This is a genomic window from Mycobacterium sp. IDUB_39 (genome assembly GCF_055419205.1).
Genome location: NZ_JBVAXF010000005.1, coordinates 158,110 through 179,945, shown reverse-complemented (window position 1 = coordinate 179,945; position 21,836 = coordinate 158,110). Strand labels below are relative to the sequence as shown.

Genomic DNA, 21,836 nt, shown 5'->3' with positions numbered 1-21,836 from the left:
TTCCTGCGACTTTCGAAAGCTGGGTGCGACGCTGAGGCTGGACGGGACGCGTTCAGCGACAGCAGCAGTCGGACGTCGGTGTCGCGGGCATTCAGCAATTGATACGCACCCACCGCAGCGCTGGGAAGCGCTGCGATCACCGCGAGTTTTAAGGGCGCCCCGAACGCAGCGACGCGTTTCGTGGCGCCTCCTGTGGGTAGTAGTCCACAGTGACACTCGCGCGCTCCGTTCTCGAGCCCTCGCTTCCCGCTCATCGGGGGCCGTTGTCGATGACGGTCCTCGACCTACTGACGGAGCGGGTCCCCGTGGGGCACCTGAACCGGATCACGTCGTCACTGAGCGACGTCGACCCCTACGGGCTGGATCTACATCTGGCCCTGTCGGTCTGCTACGAACTTCACTACCGCGGCTTCTCGGGTGTGGACCCGGATTGGGAGTGGAACGCAGGACTGCTGCACCTGCGCGGTCGCCTGGAGCAAGTGTTCCTGACCGCTCTGCGTCAGGACGTCGTCGTCGGTGCCGATGAGACCGCCGAAGCCGAGATGGCACGCCTGTCGATCGAACCCACCACCGGGACGGGGCCGACCCACCATCTGCGCACTGACGGCACGTGGGAACAGTTGCAGGAGTATTTCGTTCACCGGTCGCTCTACCACCTCAAGGAGGGCGACCCGCACGCCTGGGCGATTCCGCGGCTGACCGGCCAGGCCAAGGCCTCGTTCGTCGCAGTGGAGTTCGATGAGTTCGGGGGTGGTCGTGCGGCGCATCTGCACCAGCAGCTCTTCACCGACCTTCTCGCCGCAATGGACCTGGACTTCGGCTACCTCAACTACCTGAATCACGCGGTCGCGGAGTCGTTGATCCCGGTGAACCTGATGTCGATGTTCGGGTTGCATCGGGCGTTGCGCGGCGCCACGATCGGTCACTTCGCCGCGACAGAGATCACGTCCTCGCCCGGGTCGCGGCGGATGGTGCAGGCGCTACAGCGGTTGGATGCACCAGATGCGGCCGTCCGGTTCTACGCCGAGCACGTCGAGGCCGATGCCGTGCACGAACAGGTGGTGCGCACTGACGTCGTCGGCGATCTGGTACAGCGGGAACCCTCGCTGGAGGCCGACGTGGTGTTCGGTATGAGGGCGTTCGAGTTCGTGGAGGACCGCCTGGCCGACCACATGATGGACTGCTGGTCGGCGGGGCGGACGTCCCTACGTCGAACCCTGTCCTGACACAGTCTGGTCTGTTTCCTCCGCCGCCTGGCGCCGCCGGTGGCTGGTGTCACAAAGTGGAAAGATCTTGCTGCGCTTGCAGGTACAGATCGCGACCATGAAGCGGTCGGACTCGACAACCGCGCCGTCCGGTGTCTCGATTCGTACCGGCCCCTGGACCAGGATCGGTCCGTAGGTCGGGACGCGGACGACACGGACGTCGCTGGTCACGGTTTCACCGCCGCGATGACCGCGAGCCTCTCGGTCCGCCGCCCCGGTTCCAGCTTGCCCGTCGACTCCAACCACGCCGCCCTGCTCGTCAGCACCGGCCCAAACGGAATACGTTGTTCGATAACCACATTCGCACGAAGGCCACGCGCCCGCAGCGTGGAGACCGTCTGGTCGACGCCCGCGAACTCCGACTGCACTAACAGCAACGTGCCGCCGTCGGCCAGCAGCGCAGGAGCATGGACACAGAGCGGATCGAGGACGAGGCGGCCGTCGAGACCAGCATCGACGGCCACCGGTGGAGCCGCGTCGGCGGGATGTACCTCGACGTCGCCGTCCGGCGCGGGCAAATAGGGCGGGTTGCTCAGGATCAGGTCGAACGGGCCGAACTCGGCGGCGCGCTCCCAGTGGCCCAGGTGCACGTCGACGTGCACGCCAGCGGCCGCAGCGTTGGCTCGCGCGCACCGGACTGCGTGGGCACAGAGGTCGACGGCGGTCACAGCCGCAGCGCCCCGAATCGCAGCCGCCACGGCCACAAAACCGCTGCCAGTGCACAGGTCAGCGACCCGGAGTGCCCTTGGTGGCCGGTACCGGTCCATGACGTCGACAAGGAGTCGAGAGTCCTCCTGCGGCGCGTACACGCCTGGAGTGGCTATGACGAGGTCGCCCGGTTCGCTGTATGCAGTGGTCACACATCGGCCTTTCACGGAAGGGTCGCCGTCGGGCTGCAGCGCTTTGATCTTCATGCCCGCTGCTCAGCGCGTTAAACCTCTAAGAGTTTGGTGCGAAGTTCTGCAACGCGCGTTCGGGCGAGTAACCTGAGGGGGTCTACATGGACACCCCGCCGTTTAGTTCGAAGCGGCGACGTCGCTCGTCGATTGGGTAACGCCTAGCTCGTTGAGACTCCTGCGGGAGGTGGCGCCCATCCCTCGCTGTGCGACTACGGCAGATCGCCGGTTCCGTCTTCGGACGGAATGGATGCAGCACGACCGAGTCGCTGCCGCATCGCTGGACGCCTGATAGGCGGGTCCACACCATGAGTTCTTCTTTTATAGCAACTAGTTTCGACAGCACATCCGGACGCGATCGAGTGCGCCCATGACCACGCAACTCGAAACACGGCCCGCGACAGAGACTTCGTCGTCGCCGCAAGTAGCCCGAGCGCAGGACGTAAGCACGGAGCGCGTCGACGAGTTCGCCGACGTCGCCGACCTTTTCGCCGTACTGCGCGCAACGTCCGTCGGCACCCTCGCGCACGCACGGGCCCGCGAGGCCATCATCGGGCGGTGCCTGGGGCTGGCCGACCGAGTCGCCCGGCACTTCGACCGTCGCGGTGAGGATCTCGAGGACTTGATCCAGGTGGCGCGCGTCGGGCTGGTCAATGCCGTCAACCGGTTTGATCCCGAGAAGGGTTCAAGCTTCGTAGCGTTTGCGATTCCGACGATGATGGGGGAAGTCCGTAGGCACTTTCGCGACCACGGCTGGTCGATGCACGTGCCACGTCGGATCAAGGATCGGCATGTCGCTCTCTCCCGCGCCACCACCAACCTGATTCAGGTCCTCGGCCGGGCACCCACACCGAGCGAGCTGGCCGAGTATCTCGACGTCGACCGCGAGGACGTCGTAGAGAGCCTCGTGGCCTCCGAGGCGTACCGCACGCAGTCAATCGATGCGCCCGTCGTCAGTGGAGACGGCAGCGCCCGGCACATCGCAGACACCATCGGAACGATCGATGCCGCCTTCGCCGACGTCACCGACCGGGAATCGGTGCGACCGCTGATGGCCGCACTACCCGAGCGTGAGCGTGAGGTCCTGTATCTACGGTTCTTCGCCTCGATGACGCAGAGTCAGATCGCCGAACGCATCGGCGTGTCACAGATGCACGTGTCCCGCATCCTCGACCGCACGCTGCGCGAACTGCGCGCTCAGTTGGCGTAACCCGCTCGTCGCCGGTGTCCTCCCCTACCGGAAGGGCACCGGTGCGTCGAGGTCCTCGGTTGAGTGCCGCAGCGCTCGCGACGCGCGAACCTGCTCCACACTCCGGTGAAGGCCGCGCATCGCGGTGGCCACCACGGTGTTCCACAGCTGGCGAAGCTCGTCGATCGCTCGACGCAACGCCTCACCGTCGTGTGCGGGCGGTGTGTACACGTACGGCTCGACGTCGGTGCTGAATACCGTTGGGCCGGTGCAGGTCACCTCGATGTAGACCTCACTGCACCGCGCGCATCGAATCTCGTACCGGACGGATTCGGTTCCGCACTCGGTAAAGGAGTACTCGGCGATGCCCACACAGCGGGGACAACGGGCCACGCCCCGTTCGACCACGACGTTCATGGAGCTATCCTGCGGTGGTCAGGGCCCCGATGGACCCCATCGGCACATGTCGATGCGGTTTTGGTGCGCAATCGAGATCGGCGGCGGAGGACGGTTTTTCGGTACATGATGGCTTCATGACCGAGGTACGCGGGCGAGTGTGGAAATCCGGTGAGCCGCAGGACGGATTCTCCTTCGAGGAGATCTCGACATATCTGGCCGACGAGGAAACACTGGTGTGGGCCGACGTTTACGCCCCCGACCACGCCGCTCTCGCCGCACTCGCCGACGAACTCGGGTTGAACATCTGGGCCGTCGAGGACGCGACGGCGCCCAAGGAGCGCACCAAGGCCACGGTGTATCGCACCCACACCTTCTTCACCGTGTACGCGATTCAGACCGTGCCGGCGCAGGATGACACCACCTCGACGTTGATCAAGCACCGCATCTCGGGATTCGTGTTACCCCGTGGGCTCATCACGGTGCGTCTCCCGCCGGAGTTCGACATGGACGAGGTGTCGGAACGCTTCGACGAACTCGGCGGTCAGCAGCACGGCGTCGGCGCGCTGGTGCACGGGTTGCTCGATGTCGTGGTGGACGGGCACTTCCAGGCCGTGCAGACGCTTGACGACGGTATCGAGTCCCTCGAGGACGAGTTGTTCGCCGATGGCGGGCCCACGCGAGGACTGCAGCGCCGCACCTTTCGGTTTCGCAAGGACCTGGTGGAACTACGCCGTGTGGTGCTGCCGATGCGCGAGGTGGTCAGCGCCATCCAGCACCGCCGGATGGACGCCAAGATCTCTCCCGAGCTGGATCCGCTGTACGCCGATCTCTATGACCACGTGCTGCGCGCATCGGAGTGGACGGAGTCGCTGCGCGACATGGTCACGACCGTTTTCGAGACCAACCTGTCGCTTCAGGACGCCAGGCTCAACACCGTGATGAAGAAGCTCACCGGCTGGGCGGCGATCATCGCGGTGCCGACCGCGGTCACGGGTTTCTACGGCCAGAACGTCGACTACCCGGGTATCAACACCGTCGCGGGTTTCATCGCCAGCTCGGTGGTCATCCTGCTGGCGGTGGTGGTGTTGTATGTGATGTTCCGCCGCCGCGACTGGCTCTGACGCCACCTCACGAACGTGAACAAGATTGCGAGATCTCCCGCGCAGCTCGAACACTTCTTCACGTTCGGCGGGCTAGGTCGAGGACTTGCGACGCGCTGCCTTGCGCAGCACGGCACGGAGCTGTGCTGACTCCTCGCCGCTCATCTGCTCGAGGAAGAAGTTCAGGACCAGGTGAGTGTCACCGCCGGACTGGAACGCATCACGCATGAGGTTCGCCGAACGCTGTTCGCGCGTCATGGCTGGCCAGTAGCTGTACGCCTTGCCCTCGCGGGTGCGGTTCAGCCAGCCCTTGCGGTGCAGGTTGTCCATCGTGGACATGACTGTGGTGTAGGCGATCTCGCGCTGGGTGACGAGATCGGCGAAGACATCTCGCACCGTCACCGGGTCGTCGGCCGACCACACTCGTTCCATCACGACGGCTTCCAGGTCGCCGAACCCCCGGTTCTCAGGCACGGATCGCGCTGCCCTTGAGCCAGACGTCCCAGGGGACGCTCCAGTCACCGTTCTGCCACTGCTCCAGTGGCGGGCCACCGGTGTTACGCACCTCGACGACGTCGCCGGGCTGGGCCAGATCGAAGAACCACTTCGCGTTCTCAGCGCTCAGGTTCAGGCAGCCCGCCGAGACGTTGCTATTGCCCTGCGCCCACACCGTGTCCTCGAGTTGGTGCAGGTAGATGCCGTCGGGGCTGATCCGCGTGGCATACGGGACGCTGATCTTGTACCCCGCTGCGGAGTCCACCGGCAGGCCGTAGGTCGAGGAGTCCATCAACACCGGGTTCGCCTTCTCCATCACGGTGTAGACCCCGCGCTGAGTCCAGAAGTGAATCGGCCCGCTTCCCGCCGTGGTCGTTCCGCCGCGCCCCATCGACGTCGGCATGGTCCGCACAAGCTGACCGTCGACGAAAACGCTGACCTGCTTGGTCACATCGTCCGCGATCGACACGTGCGACCGACCGATCTGGAAGCTGACCCGCCGGTCCTCGTCGCCGTAGAGGCCGCCGCCCAGATTCGCGCCGTAGACGTTCGCCTCGACGGTCACCCGGGTGCCGGCGGGGTAGTACTCGCGGGGACGCCAGTGCGCCTTGCGATCGTTGACCCACGACCACGCGCCCTCCACCGGGGGTTGGGTGGTGACCTTCATTCGCTGTTGTGCCGCGGCGCGGTCGACGACGGGTGCGTCGAACTGCGCGACGATGACGGTCCCGACGCCGTAGGTACCGCCCTCGGCCAAGGGAGCGACGGCAGTCGTCCGCAGCGACACCCCGGTCTGGGTGTCGGGAACCACAGTCGAGAAGCGTGAGGTCTGGGTCTGGACTGTGGCGTCGGTGCCGCGACCCGTCGCGCTCAGCACGTAGTCGCGTCCGTAGCCGAGGGGTTCGGTGGGCTGCCATGCGCGCCTGTCCGGAGTCATCTGGCCGGCGACCACGCGTCCCGCTTCGTTGGTCATCCGTACGTCGGTCAGCGTTCCCGACGTGGCGGTGACGCGCACCGCGTCCACCGGTCCGACGTCCTGTGCACCGGAGGCCGGGGTGATGGCCATGGTCGGCGGCATGAGTTCCAACTGTGTGCCGAACTTGGATGTCGTGACTGGATCAGCGACAGACGTTGCGGATGAACCACTTTGGGATACCGCAACGAGTGCGATGACGCTGGCGACGGCGGTCGACACAAGGAGCCGGTGCCGACGTTGGACAGTCAAGGACGCCTCCGGGGTCTGAGCGCGAGCGATCTACGTATCAACATCGTAGATGAATTCGGCGGCGGTCCGCTCCCAACGCGGCCTATCGCAGCGGAAGGACGGCAGCGCCGCGTTGGTGCAGCATATCGGTCATCAGCGCGCTCTCGGATGTCTGCGTCGCCAACATCTGCCGGGCGAGGTCGCGCACGTAGCCGACCTCCGCCCCGTCGGCCGCCGCGGCGAGCATGTCAGTGCCGCCCTGATGGTGGCGCAGCATCAACTGCAGGAACAGCACGTCCCGCTCGGCCGGGTCGGCGCGCCGCAGCCTGGCCAGATCGTCGGCGCTGGCCATGCCCGGCATCGCGGCGACCGCGCCAGCCGAGCGGTGCGTGCCGTGCATGTCGTCGCCGTGCGAATGCTGCATGTCATCCCCATGCCCCATCCATCCCATGTAGCCGTCGGTCGGCAGCAGCGGTTCCCCCCACGACGTCAGCCAGCCCTGCATGCGCCCTATCTGGCTCTGCTGCGATGTCAGGATGTCGAACGCCAGGTTCTTCACCGCGGGATCGGCCCCGCCGAGTAGTTCGGTGGTGGCCATGTCGACCGCCTGGGTGTGGTGGACCGACATGTCCTGGGCGAAGCCGATATCGACGGCCCCGGGGCGCGCGCGCTCGGCACGGTCCCCCGTGAGCAGGCCGATTCCGAACCCCGCGGCCAGCAGGACGACGGCCCCGAGCACGAGGAGCGCCGCTCGCCGGGCCGGGCCGCTGACGTGCATCGGCTACTTCCTGACCGGAACCGCGTCGGGTCCCGGCGGTGTCGGGTCGAACGCCGGCGGATTGTCGACGTCGAAGTAGGGCGAGGCGCAGCTGGCGCCCGGTTCGGGGTACACGCTCTCGTTTAGGCGCAGTGCCTCGATGAACTCGACGAGCCTCGGGTCCTGGGGATCATCCAGCTTGAGCTGGTGGCCCCATGACTGCACCGACAGCGGGGTGTCCAGACCGGGGTAGGGCGACATCATCGTGTACGGCTGGCCCTCGACCATCATCGCCAGTCCGTCGATCTGGTCGGCCGTCAGCCGCTCCGGGTCGTAGGTGATCCAGACCGCGCCGTGTTCGAGGGAGTGCACGGCGTTCTCATTACGAATCGCGGTGGGGTAGACGACCCCGGTGCACACTGCCCACACGGCGTCGTGTGCACCGCCGAACGGTGGCGACTGGTCATAGGCGACGCGTTGATCGCCGGTGACATGGTCGCCGGCGGGGTACTCGGCCCGCACCACGCCGGGGATCTTCAGCGACGGGTCGCTGCTCGCATCCGGTGGTGCGGCGGCGTCGTCACCTCCAAAGAGCCGCGGCCCGAAGACCGCGCCGATGACGACGACGGCGATCACCGCGACCGTGGCGATGATGGTGCCCCAGGGCATACCGGCGAACATCCGGCTCACGTCGGGTCCGCGGCGCTCGGTGGACTCTTCCGGTTCACTCTTGTCATCTGCCATGTGTTCAGTCACTCCGCCGTCGGATCAACGCGCGAGTCCGTACCGACCGCGCCGTCGTGCATTGATCTCACTCTATCCATCTGTTACCAGAGCACCCCGCGGCTGGGCGAGACCACGAAACCATGTGCTCCGCCGACGGTTTCGCATGTCACCGTCTCCCCGGCGCCGACGGCGCATCGGGTGGCACCGTTGGTCAGCCGGTGCCCCTCGGGCAGGACGTCGACGGCCCGGGTGAACGTCGGCGTGTCCGACTTGCGGTAGACGGCGGGGCGGTTGCCCTCGATCGCGGTCTGGTTGGCGCCCGCCGGAGCATCGGACGGAACGGCATCGCACCCCACGATGCGGCCCACCGGACCGATCCCGCAGGACATGCCGGCGGCGGTTCTAAAGTGAATCCACCCCGGGTCGCTCTCGAGGATGTAGTTGCCCTCTCCCAGCGGGTACTTGTCCACTCCCGGGTCCCGGTTGGGCCGCGCTACCGAAGCCTCCGCCGAAGCCTCGGATGACGTCGAATCCGTTGCATCGCTGTCCTTATCGGACCCACCGCAACCCGCGAGCAGGACTGCGGTCACCGTGAGGATCGGCACGCACCAGATCGCCCTCATCGGGGACGGCCTTGCGTTGTGATCTCGGTCATTCGGCCAGTATGCCTCCACCGCGGCGGCCTCTTGAGGCCTACGCCGCCGAGGATTGTGGTTCGCCGTCACCCAACGGGGTGCGGGGCAGCGCACGAATGGCGATGCGGATCGCCAGAAAGATGAGCGTCGACGTCACCACGAACACCGGCCAGCCCATCGCGATGCGCGCGACCGCCAGAAGCCCCGACTGATTGGTGTCGTACAGGTAGTACTGGACCATGAACCGTGACCACGACACCGCGGCCATCACGGCGGTGACCAGTGCGAAGACACGGCGGACCCGTGCCACACTCCGCCACGTCTGGTCGCGTCCGGTGAGCCACGCCCATCCGACACCGACGAGGGGCCGCCCGACGAGCAGCGAGATCGTGAACACGATCGCCATGACGAGATAGGCCCAAATGCCGGGCAGATAGAAGTCCTTGGCCTGCCCGGTGACGAAGGCGAACCCGCCAGACACCGCGACGCCGGCGAATCCCAGCAGCGCGGGGCGGGTTGACTCGCGTCGTACCAGCTGCCAGATCGCGATGATCGCCGCGATACCGAGGGAGGCCACGATGGCGGGCACTAGGCCCGACGCGGTGTTGGTCGCCGCGAAGACGGTGACCGGAACCGCGGTGTAGACCATTCCCCGAATCCCGCCGACGCGCGCCAACAGCGCCTCGTACGGCGTGTGAGTGTGTGTCACGGGCGTCGCGTTCCCTCGGGGTTGGACCGGCGTGCGGTCGGGGGGCGGTCCCAATCGAGCGTACCGATGCGGATCGGTACGAGCCCCGAGCCGATTACTCAGTCGCCGCCAGCTGCGTCACGGGTGCGGCGCCACGGTCGTTGATCCGCGCCGCGACGAAGTTCGCCGCCTGGCTCGCGAGTCCGGCCTGCACGTACTGGCTGTGGGCGGGGCGGTCGTTGCCCGTGGAGCAGACCGGATCGGCGCCGTTGCACAGATCGATGGTCCTGGGTCCGTACACCGGGCTCAGCGCTGTGAGCGGTTGACCGATCCGGTTCGACGGGTTGCCGAAGACCGCGACCGCGGCGACGTGGTCGGCGACGTTGGCGGGCATAGGATTTGCGAATCCGAAGAGCGATCCCGCCGGGGCGGTGACGAAGTCGACGACGGCCGCTCCCTGCGAGTAGCCACCGAGCACGATGCTGGTGTCCGGACACGACGCCGCGATGCGCTGCACGTAGGCGCTGGCGTCATTGGCGCCGTCGGAGGCCTTCAGGAAGTCGTAGGAGGCGGGGTAGTTCACCGCGTACACGCCGACGGACTTTCCGTTGAGATCGCTCTCGAGGGCGTCGACGAACGCCTGACCGACAACACCGACTCCCGCGGGTTCGGCCGTGCCGCGGGCGAACACGACCTCGACGTCCGAACAGCTGTCGGCGGCCGATGCGGTGGGCGCGAGGGTCAGCGCGCCTGCGACTGCGAGCAGTCCGCCACCCAGGGCCGCCATCACCCGCCTGGCCGATGCGGAGACGCCGCCGGTGTGGTGAGTCAGATCGGCGCGCATGGGTTCTCCTAGGTCAGGTTTTTGGTAGCTGTACTGGGTCGAACCTCGGTGTCATCAGATGAATTCCATCCCCAGGCCGGGTGGCGCGTAGATCACATCGAATCCGATTGGTTGCCGTGATCAGGATTCAGGTGGGCCGGTTGCGGGAAGGCATGTCACACCAAACAGTCCCCGCGACGAGGAGCGGTCACAACCATGACGATGCACCAGGCAACTGCCCCATCACCCGAGGAATCCCGCTGGCCAGCGATGCGCCGATGGACGGCGGTCGTGGGATTCAGCGCGGCACTGGCGGCCACTCCCCTGCTCGCGGCGTGTGGCTCCAGCGAGGAAGCGCCCTCGGACACCACCACCACCACCACGACGACGTCGATCAGTGTGTCCACCGCTCCGAGCACCACGGACATCAGTCCACCGGCACCCGCCACCGGCGGCCCAACTGGCACCGGCGGTCCCGAGGGCGGCAGCGGCTCCATCCCCGGTGGCCCGACCGGCGGCGGCGGTCCCGAGGGTGGCGGCGGCTCCATCCCGGGTGGCCCGACCGGCGGCGGTGGACCCGGTGGCGGCGGCGGCTCGATACCCGGTGGACCCAGCGGATCGGGCGGCCCCGGTGGCGGCGAGGGTTGTGTTCCCGGAGTCGGTTGCATCACCGTCCCCGCGCCCTAGCGCGTCTTGGATCAGCCGCGACGCAGCGTCAGCATGGTGATCTCACTGGGCGCGAACACCCGGAACGGCGGGCCCCAGAAACCGGTACCCCGGCTGGTGTAGAGCTGCGTTCGAGCACCGTGCCTGCTCAAGCCGGCAACCACGGGTTGGTCGAGTCTGACCAGGAAGTTGAACGGCCAGATCTGTCCGCCGTGGGTGTGCCCCGACAGCTGGAGATCGACGCCGGCCTCGACGGCCTGCGGCACCTGCTTGGGCTGGTGCGCGAGCAGTAGCACCGGCAGTGCGGCATCGGCGCCCGCGAGTGCCCTCTCGAGGTTCGCCCCGTGTCCGTCGACGCCCGACGCCAGCGCCGTCGCGTCGTCGACACCGGCGACGACGAGCTGCGCTCCGTCGCGTTCAACGACGATATGCCGGTTGTGCAGGACGTCCCAGCCGATGTCGGCCATGTAGTCGAGCCAGCCCTGCGCCTCGTGAAAGTACTCGTGGTTACCGGTGACGTACACGCGGGCGAGCCGGGCTCGAACCGTGGCAAGCGGCGCGGCCTGTCGTTCCCGCACCGCAGGGGTTCCGTCGGCGATATCGCCGACGTGGCACACGATGTCGGCATCGAGTGCGTTGACGCGATCCATCACCGACGACGACCATCGGGTGCGATCGATCGGCCCGTAGTGGGTGTCAGTGATCATCGCGACGCGCACCCCGGCGAGCCCCTGGCCGAGACCGGCGATCGCCACGTCGACGTGTTTGATGCGCGGCACGCGCATCGCCTCGACGTAGCCCCAGACGAGGAGGGCGAGCACCACCGCCACCACCGCGCCGGCCACCACGCGGGAGCGCACCGGATCGTCGACGCCGAAGATGAACAACGCCAATCGCAGCACCTGGGCCAGAACCGACCAGACGAACAGGACCCAGACCACACCCAGCAGCGCGTCACCGATCGCGGCGGCCCGATCCCGGTGGCGACCGTGTCCCAGCACCAACAGCGCGGGCAGTGCGATGAAGACCGCCACCAATGTGCTCGATCCGGCGATGACCACTGCCGTCGGCCACCGGGTGCCAGCTGACAGCAGCGTCCACCACGGCACCGAGAAGAGCAGCAGCAGGATCGCCGACACGATGAGCACCCGCAGCCAGATACGCGGTCGCCGGGTCGGCGTCTCGGGTTCCACGACGGCGGCGGGGGTTTCTGTCATCGCGGAGTATCTCGATCTGGTCGGCGGCAGCTGATCCCTCGACGGTACCGGCGGACGCGACGGCGGCCGTGGAGATCCGGCGTCAGTCGGCGGCGCCGTACTCGTCGAACCAGTGGGCGAGCTTGCCCCGGCGGCTGACGGCGCGCAGCCTCGACTCGGCGGCCGCCCGGATCTTGCTGGTGGTGACGATGAGCAGCTCGTCACCGGCCTCGATCCGGGTGTCGGGCAGCGGGACGAACGTGTGACCGTCTCGGATGATCAGCGTGATCACCGCCGGGTCGGGCAGCCGGAGTTCGAGGATCGTGACGTTGTGCAGGCGTGACGTCGGTTGCACCGTCATCGTCAGGAGCTCCGCGTCGAGGACATCCAGCGGCGCCGCCTCGACCTGAATCTCGCGGGTGGACTCACGGGTGATCAGGCCCAGCGCCTGTGCGATCGGACGCAGGCTCGGCCCCTGAACCAGGGTGAACACCACCACCAGGAGAAACACGATGTTGAGCAGTCGGGAGCTGTCGGGCACACCGGCGACGATCGGGAATGTCGCCAACACGACGGGCACCGCACCGCGTAGGCCCGCCCACGACAGGAAGACCTGTTCGCGCCACGGGATGTTGAACGCGGCAAGCGATCCCACGACCGACAGCGGTCGCGCAACGAGGAGCAGAACGAGACCGACGATGATCGCAGGCACCACGGCGGAGCCGAGTTCGCTCGGGTTGACCAGCAATCCGAGGAGCACGAAGAGGCCGATCTGCGCCAACCAGCCGAGGCCCTCGGCGAATGATCGCGTCGCCGACCTGTGCGGTAGCCCGGAGTTGGCCAGCACCACGGCGGCCAGGTAGGCGGCGATGAAACCGCTGGCATGAACAGTGCCGGCGGCCGCGAAGGCGACAAGACCCAGGCCGAATGTCGCAATCGGGTACAGGCCGGAGGCCGGCAACGCGATACGGCGCAGCGCGAAGGCGCCGACGAATCCCACAGCCAGACCAATCGCCGACCCGGCGAGCAGTTCGAACACGATGCCGGCGATCGCGCTCTCCGGCTCGAAGACGAAGGGCACCACGCTGAACATCAGCACGAGGATCACCGCGGGAGCGTCGTTGAACCCGGACTCAGCCTCGAGCAGACCGGCGACGCGTCTGGGCAACGGGAGTACGCGCAGCACCGAGAAGACCGCTGCGGCGTCGGTGGACGACACGATCGCGCCGAGCAGCAGGGCGAGCTGCCAGTCCATTCGGAGCAGCACGTGCGCACCGGCCGCGGTGATCAACGTGCTGATCACCACGCCGACGGTGGCCAACGCGCCCGCGGGTGCCAACACCTTGCGGATATCGGTAAACCGGGTGGTCAGACCACCTTCGACGAGGATCACGGCGAGCCCGGCCGTGCACACGTTCCTGGCCAGTTCGACGTTGTCGAAGTCCAGACCGAACCCGTCCTCGCCGAGCACGACACCGACCAGCAGGAAGAAGAGCAGGCTGGGAAATCCCACGCCCGTCGCCACGCGCGTGCCGACGATGCTTGCCAGCAGCACGAAGCCACCGATCAGCAAGGCCAGATACAGCTCGTGCAAACTCAATTTCGTTCCCGTCCAGGCAGAGCCATCAGTAAATCAGTAGACGGCCCTGCCAGTAGGCGTTGTCCGTCGCCGCCGAGCCCACGCGCGTCGCCTCCCGATGCGACAAGATGAACCCATGGCGGAGCGCAGAATGCGGGTGGGCATTGCCGGTGCCGGCAATGTCGGGCGCTCCGTCGCGCGTGAATTGCTCGACTACGGCCACAAGGTGCTGTTGATCGAGCGCGAGCGGCGGCGCTTCGAGCCACAGACGGTGCCAGGCGCGGACTGGCTCAACGCCGACGCATGCGAGTTGTCCGCACTCGAGGAGGCGGGCGCACAGACATGCGATGTGTTGATCGCCGCCACAGGTGACGACAAGTCCAACCTCGTCGTCGGCCTGCTCGCCAAGTCCGAGTTCGGTGTTCCACGAGTTGTGGCACGCATCAACGACGTCCGCAATGAGTGGCTCTTCAGCCAGGAGTGGGGCATCGACGTCGCCGTGTCGACTCCGGGCGCACTGGTGGCCGGTATCGAGGGCGCCATAGATGTGGGCCACCTCGTCCGACTGATGGGGCTGCGAGAGGGCCGCGCCGATCTGACGAAACTGACGCTGCCCGCGGACAACCCGCTCGTCGGGCAGCGCGTGGACGAGCTGGCGCTTCCGGGCAACACCGCGCTGGTGACCCTGATCCGGGATGGCCGGGTCATGGTGTCGCAGCCGGATCAGATTCTGGAGGCCGGTGACGAGTTGCTGTTCGTCGCCGACAGCTCCCTGGAGCAGTCGATTCGGGCGGCCATCCACAGCGCGGAGCCTTCACGCGTATCTGTCAAGCACGACCCCTGACGGACAACTCGCCGCAGCGACGCGACGAGCGCCATGCCACTACGGTTCCGACGGTGAACGACGCGCAGACCTCCCGACCGTTCCCCAGGGGTATGGCCCTGTTGGTGGCCGGCGCATTCTTCATGGAGATCCTCGACGCGACGATCATCGCTCCGGCGATCCCGCTCATCGCCGACTCGTTCGGCGTCGCGGCTGTCAATGTGAGCGCCGCGATCTCGGCATACCTGGTGACGGTGGCGGTACTCATCCCCGTGAGTGGCTGGCTGGCCGACAGGTTCGGCATCCGGCGGGTGTTCATCACCGCGATCGTCGTGTTCACCATCGCGTCGATCGGCTGCGCGGCGAGTGTGTCGCTCCCGATGTTGGTGGCCATGCGGGTACTGCAGGGTGTCGGCGGCGCGATGATGGTGCCCGTCGGCAGGCTCGCGGTGCTGCGCAACTGCGGCAAGTCCGATCTGGTCCGCGCCATCGCCCTGCTGACCTGGCCGGCGCTGGCCGCACCCATCATCGCCGTGGCGCTTGGCGGGGCGATCGTGACCGTGGGGTCGTGGCGGTGGATCTTCCTCATCAACATCCCGATCGGCATCGTCGGATTCCTGTTGGCGCTCAGGTTGATCCACGGCGCACCCACGCCGACTGCCCGGCCGCTGGACTGGCGCGGGCTGCTGATGATGGGGTCGGCGATCACCGCGGCGCTTCTCACTCTGGAACACATCGGCCAACGGGGTGCCGCACCGACGGCCGTGATCGTCGGCAGCGTATTCGCCGCAGTGTTGTTCGGCGCGACGGTCTTTCATCTGCTGCGTTCGAAGTACCCGCTCATCCGACTTCGGGTGCTGCGCATCACGACCTTGCGCATCACGGTGACGGCCGGCTCGCTGTACCGCGCTGTCATCGTCGCGGTGCCGTTTCTGCTACCGCTGCAGTTTCAGCTCGAATTCGGGTGGTCGCCGCTGGCGGCGGGCCTCGCGGTGTCGGTGCTCTTCATCGGAAACCTGGCCATCAAGCCGGCGACCACACCGCTGATGCGCCGATTCGGCATCCGCCGGGTGCTGCTCGTCAACGGCGTCGCATCGGTGGCCTGTTTCGGCCTGCTCGCGTCACTCGCTCCGGGACTTCCACTCGTGTTGATTCTTGGCGTCCTCCTGGTCAGCGGTGTGCTGCGCTCGACCGGTTTCACCGCCTACAACAGCCTGGCGTTCGCCGACGTCGACGGCGACGATCTGACGCACGCCAACACCCTCAACGCATCGGTGCAGGAACTCGCTGCGGGTTTCGGCATCGCGGTGGCCGCGCTGATCGTCGCAACGGTCGGGTCCTACTCGCTGACCTATCTCCTGTTGGGCGCGGTGATGGCCGTGACCATCATCGAGACGCTACGGCTGCCGCACACGGCCGGAGCGCACGTCAGCGGCGCCCGGTAGCCCGGTAGCCCGGTGCACGGCAGGTCTCAGAAGGGGCTGCTGTTCTTCTGCCACTTGGCTTCCTCGGGCCGCGGCCCGAAGCGGCGCTCGTAGTCCTCGTGCATGTGCGCGTCACGCTTGCGCTTGATCACGTCGACCAAGTTGGGGTCGAGGCCGTGCTTGGCCAGCCGGTGCCGACGCCACACCTTGTTCAACGCGATCGCCATCAACACCGCCCAGATATAGATCGGCGCCGTCATCTCCAGATGGACGTAGAACGTCGTCGGGATCAGCCACAGCGGGGCCAGCACGAGCAGCGGCGGGATCGCCATCCGGATGACGTGGCGGCGGACCGCGCCCTGGCCGGCCAGATCCTCTGCCACCCAACGCTGCATCGAATCGGGCAGCCTGCGCCCGTAACAGTAGGTGATGTACTGCCAGAGGTTTGGCTTGTCGGCGGCCATGGTGACTCCTGTGGGTCGGAGGGGTTCAGGGTTTGAGTGCGCCCGCTGCCAGGGCGGCGACGTTGACACGGGTCAACGCCTTGTGCAGTCGCTCGAGTTCTGGAAGATCCACACCGAGGCGCGCGACGACGGTTGGCGGTATGTCGAGTGCCTTGTCACGCAAGGCGATTCCGGCCTCGGTGAGATCCACGTCGGTGGCACGCTCGTCGGTCGCACTTCGAGTGCGGGTCACCAGACCGAGTGCCTCGAGGCGCTTGAGCATTGGCGAGAGCGTCGCCGAGTCCAATTGCAGAGCCGTCGCGATCTGCTTCACCGATAACGGCGACCGCGACTCAGTGGACACCTTGCGATGATCCCAGAGCGCCAGCATCACCAGGTACTGCGGGTGAGTCAGGCCAAGCGGCTCGAGTAGCGGGCGATAGACGGCCAGGACGGCCCGATTGGTGACGGCCAGGGCGAAGCACACCTGCTGCTCGAGAGCGAGCGGATCGACGTCGGGGACGGTCGGTGCGGCCATGTTTTCATCGTACCCACTTAATTAGTGCACTAACAATGTCGCAGGTGTCACAGCTACCGCTTCGCTCTAGGGTGGGGCCATGACCGCCGGGGAGCAGCGGCACGGCGTTGAGCTGACCAACCTCGACCAGCCGCTCAGCGCTGACTCCAATGCGACCAAGCGCGACCTCGTCGACTACCTCGACGCGGTGGCCGATCGCATACTGCCCGGCCTGACCGGCCGTCCACTGACCGTGCTGCGAGTGCTGCGCGGACGCGCATTCATGCAGAAGAACGTGCCCGCCTACACCCCGGAGTGGGTCGCGACGGTGTCGATGTGGGCCGAGACCTCACAGCGAGAGGTCCACTATCCGCTGTGCAATGACCGGCGGACGCTGATCTGGCTGGCCAATCAACGCGCCATCGAGTACCACCCGACCCTGGGTCTGGCCGATAACGTCTACCGGCCCACGCACCTGGTCCTCGACCTGGATCCACCCGCCGACGATGACTTCGCCGCCGTGGTCACCGTGGCGCACCTGGTTCGCCGGGCGTTGCAGGACGCCGGCCTGGTCGGCGTGGTGAAGACGAGCGGGGCCAAGGGACTTCACGTGTTCGTACCCGTCGATGACACCGTTCCGGTCGACGACGTGGCCGCCGCCACCCGCGCGCTGGCCGCGCGAACCGAGGCACTCGATCCCGACGTGGCCACGACGGCGTTCATCGTGGCCGACCGCGGCGGCAGGGTTTTCGTGGACTCCACCAGGGCCGGTGGCGCCACCGTCGTCGCGGCGTACAGCCCCCGCTTCCGCCCCGGCACACCCGTTTCGTTCCCCGTCGCCTGGTCGGATCTGGACCGTGTCCGCCCCACCGACTTCACGGTGCACACCGCGATCGAGGCCCTGGCAGGCGCTGATCCGTGGGCCGAGGCGATGCCTGCCCCGCAGCGGTTGCCGACCGATCTCATCGAGCACGGCCGGACGATCCCGGTCGCGCGGGTTGCTGCGATGCATGAGGGCAAGCGACGCGCCCGGGTCCGGCGGGCCGAGGACGACACGGGGTAGAGCGAGCTCACCCCCGGGTCTACTAGGCGTTGTAGTAGAGGCGGCGGTATGGTGCGCGGGTGAGCACGCCGAAGTCACGCGCCCGCTGGGTGCGCGGTGCCCTGGTCGGGGCGTCTTCGGCGGTCGTCACGACCGGTGCCCACAGCGCGGCAGGCGGCGGCATGCCGCGGGGCGCCGCCCTCCTCATAGCGCTGCTGGTGTGCGCCGCGGTGGGCGCGCTGTGCGGCTGCACCCGGTTCGACGGACGCGCCAGCCGGCTCCTGAGCACCGCGGCCGCCCTTGGCGCCGCCCAACTGCTGGGCCACGTGTCCCTCGCGATGGCGGGCGGCCATCACCACGGCGGCGACTGGCTGGGGCTGAGTCCCTCGATGCTCGCGACCCACGCTGCGGCCGCCGTTCTGCTCGCCGTTGCCATCACCGCCGTCGAGCACCTGTACGTGGTCTGCTCCTCAGTGCTGTGCTGGCTGCGGCTTTTCGCGATATCGGCCGCCGAGCCGGTCTCCCGTCCGTCGTGCCGCATGACCAGTGTCGTCATCGCACGGCCGGTTCTGGCCTTCTCTGGCCTGGGTATGCGGGCTCCGCCTCGGCTGGGCTCCGCGACCGCATAGCGGTCTCTCTCCTTCTCCTTGCCTGCCGCGGCCGACGCCGCGGCCATGTTGGGCGTCGCTCCATCTGCGATCGCCCACCGATTGAGCACGCCATCGCGCGTCTCGTCTCGCAGCACAACGACTGCAAAAGGCTTGAAGTACATGACTTTGCCCAAAGACACGACAATCCCTGAAGACACCCCCACACCAACCCCTCCACCACCGGCCCAACGCAGTTGGCGACCGCTGATCGCCCGCCTGCACTTCTATGCAGGCGTCCTGGTGGCCCCGTTCATCCTGGTCGCCGCGGTGACCGGTGGCCTCTATGCGTTGGCCCCCACGATGGAGAGGTTCGTCTACGACGACGTCCTGTTCGTCGAGCCGACCGGGGAACCACTGCCGTTGAGAGATCAGGCCGCAGCGGCACGAAATGCGTTCCCCGACCTGACGATGACCGGCATGCGGCCGCCGGCCACCGGTACCGAGTCCACGCGCGTCTACTTCAGCGATCCCACACTCGATGAGGAGTGGTCGCGCGCCGTGTTCGTCGACCCGTACACGGGACGTGTGCTCGGTGACGAGGCGACATGGCTCGGCTATCTGCCGCTGAGCACCTGGCTCGACGGGCTGCACCGCCACCTGAATCTCGGTGAACCCGGCCGGATCTACAGCGAACTCGCCGCATCGTGGCTGTGGGTGGTGGCACTCGGTGGCCTGTATCTGTGGCTGGTCAAGGCAGCCGGTGAGCGACGACGCAACCGCGCGGGCCGGGTGCTGTCGGTGGATCGCAGCGCGACGGGCCGAGCACGCACCCTGAACTGGCACGGCACCACGGGGATCTGGCTGCTGGCCGCGCTCTTGTTCCTGTCGGCGACGGGTATCACGTGGTCGACATATGCCGGTGCTCACGTCACCGATATCAGGACGGCGTTGAGTTGGCAACGCCCGCAACTGGACACGGCGCTGGAGCACGCGGGCCACGGCGGCACCGCGCCGGTCCACGCGACGGGCGATCCGGCATCGATCGACTACGACGCCGTTCTCGCGGCCGCGGCGGGCGCCGGCGTGCATGCTCCGCTGGAGCTCACGCTGCCCACCGAGGGCGGCCAGGCCGTCGGGGTGACCGAGATCGACGCGCCGTACCGGTTGACGACTAACGCCGCGTCGATCGATCCCGACCAACTCACGGTGGCCGGCCAGATCGACTTCTGGCGTGACTACTCGCTGGTGGCCAAGCTCGCCGACTGGGGCATCCGCGCCCACATGGGCCTGCTGTTCGGACTGCTCAACCAGCTGGTGTTGCTCGGAGTCGCGGTCGGGCTGGTGACCGTCATCGTCCGCGGCTACCGGATGTGGTGGCAGCGCCGTCCCACTCGTGGTTCGGCATGGGCTGTTGGCCGAGCACCGACGCGCGGCGGAGTCAGACGGCTCTCCCGGCCAGCCATCGCCGGCCTGGTGGTCGCCGTGGTCGGCATCGGCTGGTTCCTGCCGCTGCTCGGGCTCAGCCTGGCCGCATTCGTGGCCGCTGACATCGCCATCGCAATGGCCAAGCGGCACAAGACATCCAACGAACGGAAGGTGGAAGACAATGCATGACACAACGAGGAATGGCACAACGAGGCGGGCACGGTGGTACATCTCGCTGGCACTGGTGGCGTGGACAGCTGTGGGCTGTACGTCTCCCGCAGATCACGATGACGCACCGATGGCGGAGGCCGTCACCATCGCTGAGCAGTGGGCGAGTTCGGCAGACATGGGTATTACAGCGGTGTTCGGCACGTTCACGAACACCGGTGATCACGAGGCCCGCATCGTAAGGGGAAGTTCACCGGCTGCCGGCCGTGTGGAGGTCCACGAGGTGGCGGCCGACGGTACGGGCGCGAAGACCATGCGCCCCAAGGCCGGCGGTGTGGTGATTCCGGCCGGCGGCACGTATGACCTGGTGCCGGGCGGTGATCACCTGATGTTGATGGACCTGGTGGCGCCGTTGGCACCCGGCGCCGACGTCACGCTCACGATCGAGTTCGAGGACGGCTCGACGCTGCCCTTCACCGCGCAGGTCCGCGACTTCGTCGGAGCAAACGAGCAGTACCACGCCGCGGAAGACGCCGATGACGGGCCGAAGGGCCACGATCATGGCTGACTCGACACGGCGCGCATTCGCGGTCAACCGGCGCAGACTGCTCGCGGGGAGTGCCGCCGCATTGGCCGCGGGCGCTGCCGTGACCCAGTGTGGTGCCGCCCGATCCGCCACGGCGGTGGATGGTTTCGGTAGTCGGACCGAACCGTTCTTCGGCGTGCATCAGAGTGGTGTCGCCACGCCGCCGCAGGCGCACGCGCTGTTCATTGGGCTCGACTTGGCACCTCAGGCTCACCGCAGCCCGCGTGAGACGCTCGGCGCGGTGCTGAAACTGTGGAGTGCGGACGCTGAGAGGCTGACTCAGGGCATGCCCGCCCTGGCCGACACCGAACCCGAGCTCGCACGACGTCCCGCTCGGCTCACCGTCACAGTCGGTCTCGGGCCGGGCGTGTTCGACAGCATTGGCCTCGGCGCTCGGCGACCCGCATCGGTCGCCGAGTTGCCGAGCTTCACCACCGACCGCCTCGAGCCTCGTTGGCGCGGAGGCGATCTGCTGTTACAGCTCTGCGCGGACGATCCTGCCGTCATCGCCCACGCCAGCCGGGTCCTGCTCAAGAATGTGCGCGCGCTGACGTCACAACGGTGGCGGCAGAGCGGCTTTCGCAACGCTCACGGAGCCGACCAGTCCGGTGCCTCGATGCGCAACCTGATGGGGCAGGTCGACGGCACCGTCAACATCCGCGACACGGCGGGGCTGGATCGCAACGTGTGGGACGACGGGACCACCCAGCCCTGGTTCGCCGGCGGCACCGTGCTGGTGCTGCGGCGCATCCGCGCCGAGATGGACACCTGGGACGAACTCGACCGCGCGAGCAAGGAGTTCACCGTCGGCCGGCGACTCGACACCGGCGCGCCGCTGACCGGTCAGCTCGAGTCCGACGAACCCGATCTCTCCGCCACTGCGAACGGGATTCCCGTCATCCCACCCAATGCACACATCGCTCTGGCGCGGCACCGCACCGCCGACGAGCAGTTCCTGCGCAGGCCCTACAACTACGACGATGCCCCGGAGACGGGTCATACGACCGACAGCGGTCTGATATTCGCTGTGTACCAACGGAACCCCGCGACGCAGTTCACACCGGTGCAGCAGCGGCTCGCGGCAGCCGATGCACTCAACCGCTGGATCACCACGATCGGATCGGGCGTCTTCGCGATACTGCCCGGTGCCAGCGACGGCGGCTATCTCGGTCAGTCCCTACTTGAGGGATCGGGGTGAGA

At 67.2% G+C, this 21,836-nt stretch carries 25 protein-coding genes; 11 read left to right on the top strand and 14 right to left on the bottom strand.

Annotation, left to right across the window (positions count from 1 at the left end; all coding sequences use genetic code 11):
• Positions 1 to 209 precede the first annotated feature (209 nt).
• Positions 210 to 1,226: an iron-containing redox enzyme family protein gene (locus ACZY0X_RS19545; protein ID WP_463772742.1), complete on the top strand. Its 1,017-nt coding sequence runs from the start codon at positions 210 to 212 to the stop codon at positions 1,224 to 1,226.
• Here the strand turns inward: ACZY0X_RS19545 and ACZY0X_RS19540 are convergent.
• Both ACZY0X_RS19540 and ACZY0X_RS19535 read right to left on the bottom strand, forming a co-directional pair.
• Positions 1,206 to 1,436 (bottom strand): CDGSH iron-sulfur domain-containing protein, encoded by a 231-nt coding sequence (locus ACZY0X_RS19540; RefSeq protein ID WP_463772740.1) that lies wholly within the window; start codon positions 1,434 to 1,436, stop codon positions 1,206 to 1,208. The two genes, ACZY0X_RS19545 and ACZY0X_RS19540, sit on opposite strands and share 21 nt — an antisense overlap.
• A complete protein-coding gene (locus ACZY0X_RS19535) occupies positions 1,433 to 2,125 on the bottom strand; it encodes a HemK2/MTQ2 family protein methyltransferase (RefSeq protein WP_463772739.1) in 693 nt (230 codons plus the stop codon). The genes ACZY0X_RS19540 and ACZY0X_RS19535 overlap by 4 nt, the downstream gene beginning before the upstream one ends.
• 406 nt (positions 2,126 to 2,531) lie before the next feature.
• Between ACZY0X_RS19535 and ACZY0X_RS19530 the strand changes: the two genes are divergently transcribed.
• Positions 2,532 to 3,371, top strand: coding sequence for a SigB/SigF/SigG family RNA polymerase sigma factor (locus tag ACZY0X_RS19530; protein WP_463772737.1), 840 nt, complete (start codon positions 2,532 to 2,534; stop codon positions 3,369 to 3,371).
• A 24-nt stretch (positions 3,372 to 3,395) separates the two neighbouring features.
• Here the strand turns inward: ACZY0X_RS19530 and ACZY0X_RS19525 are convergent, their stop codons facing one another.
• Positions 3,396 to 3,767 carry a hypothetical protein gene (locus ACZY0X_RS19525; protein WP_463772736.1) on the bottom strand — a complete coding sequence of 124 codons (372 nt, stop codon included), beginning with the start codon at positions 3,765 to 3,767 and terminating at the stop codon, positions 3,396 to 3,398.
• 116 nt (positions 3,768 to 3,883) lie between these two features.
• Here ACZY0X_RS19525 and ACZY0X_RS19520 point away from each other — a divergent pair, with 116 nt between their 5' ends.
• A complete protein-coding gene (locus tag ACZY0X_RS19520) occupies positions 3,884 to 4,870 on the top strand; it encodes a magnesium transporter CorA family protein (protein WP_463772735.1) in 987 nt (328 codons plus the stop codon).
• A gap of 72 nt (positions 4,871 to 4,942) precedes the next feature.
• Here the strand turns inward: ACZY0X_RS19520 and ACZY0X_RS19515 are convergent, their stop codons facing one another.
• The 7 genes from ACZY0X_RS19515 to ACZY0X_RS19485 all read right to left on the bottom strand — a co-directional run bounded on the left by ACZY0X_RS19515 (position 4,943) and on the right by ACZY0X_RS19485 (position 10,198).
• Entirely contained in the window at positions 4,943 to 5,323 is a 381-nt protein-coding gene (locus ACZY0X_RS19515) for a BlaI/MecI/CopY family transcriptional regulator (protein WP_463772733.1), read from the bottom strand.
• The gene (locus ACZY0X_RS19510; RefSeq protein WP_463772732.1) at positions 5,316 to 6,422 is read right to left on the bottom strand and encodes a L,D-transpeptidase; all 1,107 of its coding nucleotides are present in this window, start codon (positions 6,420 to 6,422) and stop codon (positions 5,316 to 5,318) included. The genes ACZY0X_RS19515 and ACZY0X_RS19510 overlap by 8 nt, the downstream gene beginning before the upstream one ends.
• 229 nt (positions 6,423 to 6,651) lie before the next feature.
• The gene (locus tag ACZY0X_RS19505; RefSeq protein WP_463772731.1) at positions 6,652 to 7,326 is read right to left on the bottom strand and encodes a DUF305 domain-containing protein; all 675 of its coding nucleotides are present in this window, start codon (positions 7,324 to 7,326) and stop codon (positions 6,652 to 6,654) included.
• Between the two features lie 3 nt (positions 7,327 to 7,329).
• Entirely contained in the window at positions 7,330 to 7,986 is a 657-nt protein-coding gene (locus ACZY0X_RS19500; RefSeq protein WP_463773364.1) for a DUF3105 domain-containing protein, read from the bottom strand.
• Between the two features lie 146 nt (positions 7,987 to 8,132).
• Positions 8,133 to 8,654, bottom strand: a complete 522-nt coding sequence (locus ACZY0X_RS19495) for a hypothetical protein (protein WP_463772730.1) — start codon at positions 8,652 to 8,654, stop codon at positions 8,133 to 8,135.
• 70 nt (positions 8,655 to 8,724) lie between these two features.
• A complete protein-coding gene (locus tag ACZY0X_RS19490; protein ID WP_463772729.1) occupies positions 8,725 to 9,375 on the bottom strand; it encodes a DUF3159 domain-containing protein in 651 nt (216 codons plus the stop codon).
• Positions 9,376 to 9,469: 94 nt separating this feature from the next.
• Positions 9,470 to 10,198 (bottom strand): cutinase family protein, encoded by a 729-nt coding sequence (locus ACZY0X_RS19485; RefSeq protein WP_463772727.1) that lies wholly within the window; start codon positions 10,196 to 10,198, stop codon positions 9,470 to 9,472.
• 249 nt (positions 10,199 to 10,447) lie between these two features.
• Here ACZY0X_RS19485 and ACZY0X_RS19480 point away from each other — a divergent pair, with 249 nt between their 5' ends.
• Positions 10,448 to 10,864 (top strand): hypothetical protein, encoded by a 417-nt coding sequence (locus ACZY0X_RS19480; RefSeq protein WP_463773363.1) that lies wholly within the window; start codon positions 10,448 to 10,450, stop codon positions 10,862 to 10,864.
• Positions 10,865 to 10,875: 11 nt separating this feature from the next.
• Here ACZY0X_RS19480 and ACZY0X_RS19475 read toward each other — a convergent pair whose 3' ends face one another.
• Both ACZY0X_RS19475 and ACZY0X_RS19470 read right to left on the bottom strand, forming a co-directional pair.
• The gene (locus ACZY0X_RS19475; RefSeq protein WP_463772726.1) at positions 10,876 to 12,060 is read right to left on the bottom strand and encodes a metallophosphoesterase; all 1,185 of its coding nucleotides are present in this window, start codon (positions 12,058 to 12,060) and stop codon (positions 10,876 to 10,878) included.
• 82 nt (positions 12,061 to 12,142) lie between these two features.
• Positions 12,143 to 13,639, bottom strand: a complete 1,497-nt coding sequence (locus ACZY0X_RS19470) for a potassium/proton antiporter (RefSeq protein ID WP_463772724.1) — start codon at positions 13,637 to 13,639, stop codon at positions 12,143 to 12,145.
• 130 nt (positions 13,640 to 13,769) lie between these two features.
• Here ACZY0X_RS19470 and ACZY0X_RS19465 point away from each other — a divergent pair, with 130 nt between their 5' ends.
• The gene (locus tag ACZY0X_RS19465; RefSeq protein ID WP_463773362.1) at positions 13,770 to 14,462 is read left to right on the top strand and encodes a potassium channel family protein; all 693 of its coding nucleotides are present in this window, start codon (positions 13,770 to 13,772) and stop codon (positions 14,460 to 14,462) included.
• 92 nt (positions 14,463 to 14,554) lie between these two features.
• Positions 14,555 to 15,886: an MFS transporter gene (locus tag ACZY0X_RS19460; protein WP_463773360.1), complete on the top strand. Its 1,332-nt coding sequence runs from the start codon at positions 14,555 to 14,557 to the stop codon at positions 15,884 to 15,886.
• Between the two features lie 26 nt (positions 15,887 to 15,912).
• Here the strand turns inward: ACZY0X_RS19460 and ACZY0X_RS19455 are convergent, their stop codons facing one another.
• Entirely contained in the window at positions 15,913 to 16,329 is a 417-nt protein-coding gene (locus ACZY0X_RS19455) for a DUF5313 domain-containing protein (protein ID WP_463772722.1), read from the bottom strand.
• A gap of 25 nt (positions 16,330 to 16,354) precedes the next feature.
• Positions 16,355 to 16,846, bottom strand: a complete 492-nt coding sequence (locus ACZY0X_RS19450; RefSeq protein ID WP_463772720.1) for a MarR family winged helix-turn-helix transcriptional regulator — start codon at positions 16,844 to 16,846, stop codon at positions 16,355 to 16,357.
• Positions 16,847 to 16,925: 79 nt separating this feature from the next.
• On the opposite strand from ACZY0X_RS19450, the gene ligD reads away from it, so the two are divergent.
• The 5 genes from ligD (at position 16,926) to ACZY0X_RS19425 (ending at position 21,834) form a co-directional block, all read left to right on the top strand.
• The gene (ligD, locus tag ACZY0X_RS19445; protein ID WP_463772719.1) at positions 16,926 to 17,888 is read left to right on the top strand and encodes a non-homologous end-joining DNA ligase; all 963 of its coding nucleotides are present in this window, start codon (positions 16,926 to 16,928) and stop codon (positions 17,886 to 17,888) included.
• 59 nt (positions 17,889 to 17,947) lie between these two features.
• A complete protein-coding gene (locus tag ACZY0X_RS19440) occupies positions 17,948 to 18,496 on the top strand; it encodes a hypothetical protein (RefSeq protein ID WP_463772717.1) in 549 nt (182 codons plus the stop codon).
• A gap of 141 nt (positions 18,497 to 18,637) precedes the next feature.
• Positions 18,638 to 20,071: a PepSY-associated TM helix domain-containing protein gene (locus tag ACZY0X_RS19435; protein ID WP_463772716.1), complete on the top strand. Its 1,434-nt coding sequence runs from the start codon at positions 18,638 to 18,640 to the stop codon at positions 20,069 to 20,071.
• Complete coding sequence (locus ACZY0X_RS19430) at positions 20,064 to 20,618, top strand: copper chaperone PCu(A)C (RefSeq protein WP_463772714.1); 555 nt, start codon at positions 20,064 to 20,066, stop codon at positions 20,616 to 20,618. The genes ACZY0X_RS19435 and ACZY0X_RS19430 overlap by 8 nt, the downstream gene beginning before the upstream one ends.
• Complete coding sequence (locus ACZY0X_RS19425; RefSeq protein WP_463772713.1) at positions 20,611 to 21,834, top strand: Dyp-type peroxidase; 1,224 nt, start codon at positions 20,611 to 20,613, stop codon at positions 21,832 to 21,834. Before ACZY0X_RS19430 ends, ACZY0X_RS19425 begins: the two co-directional genes overlap by 8 nt.
• Positions 21,835 to 21,836: the final 2 nt, after the last annotated feature.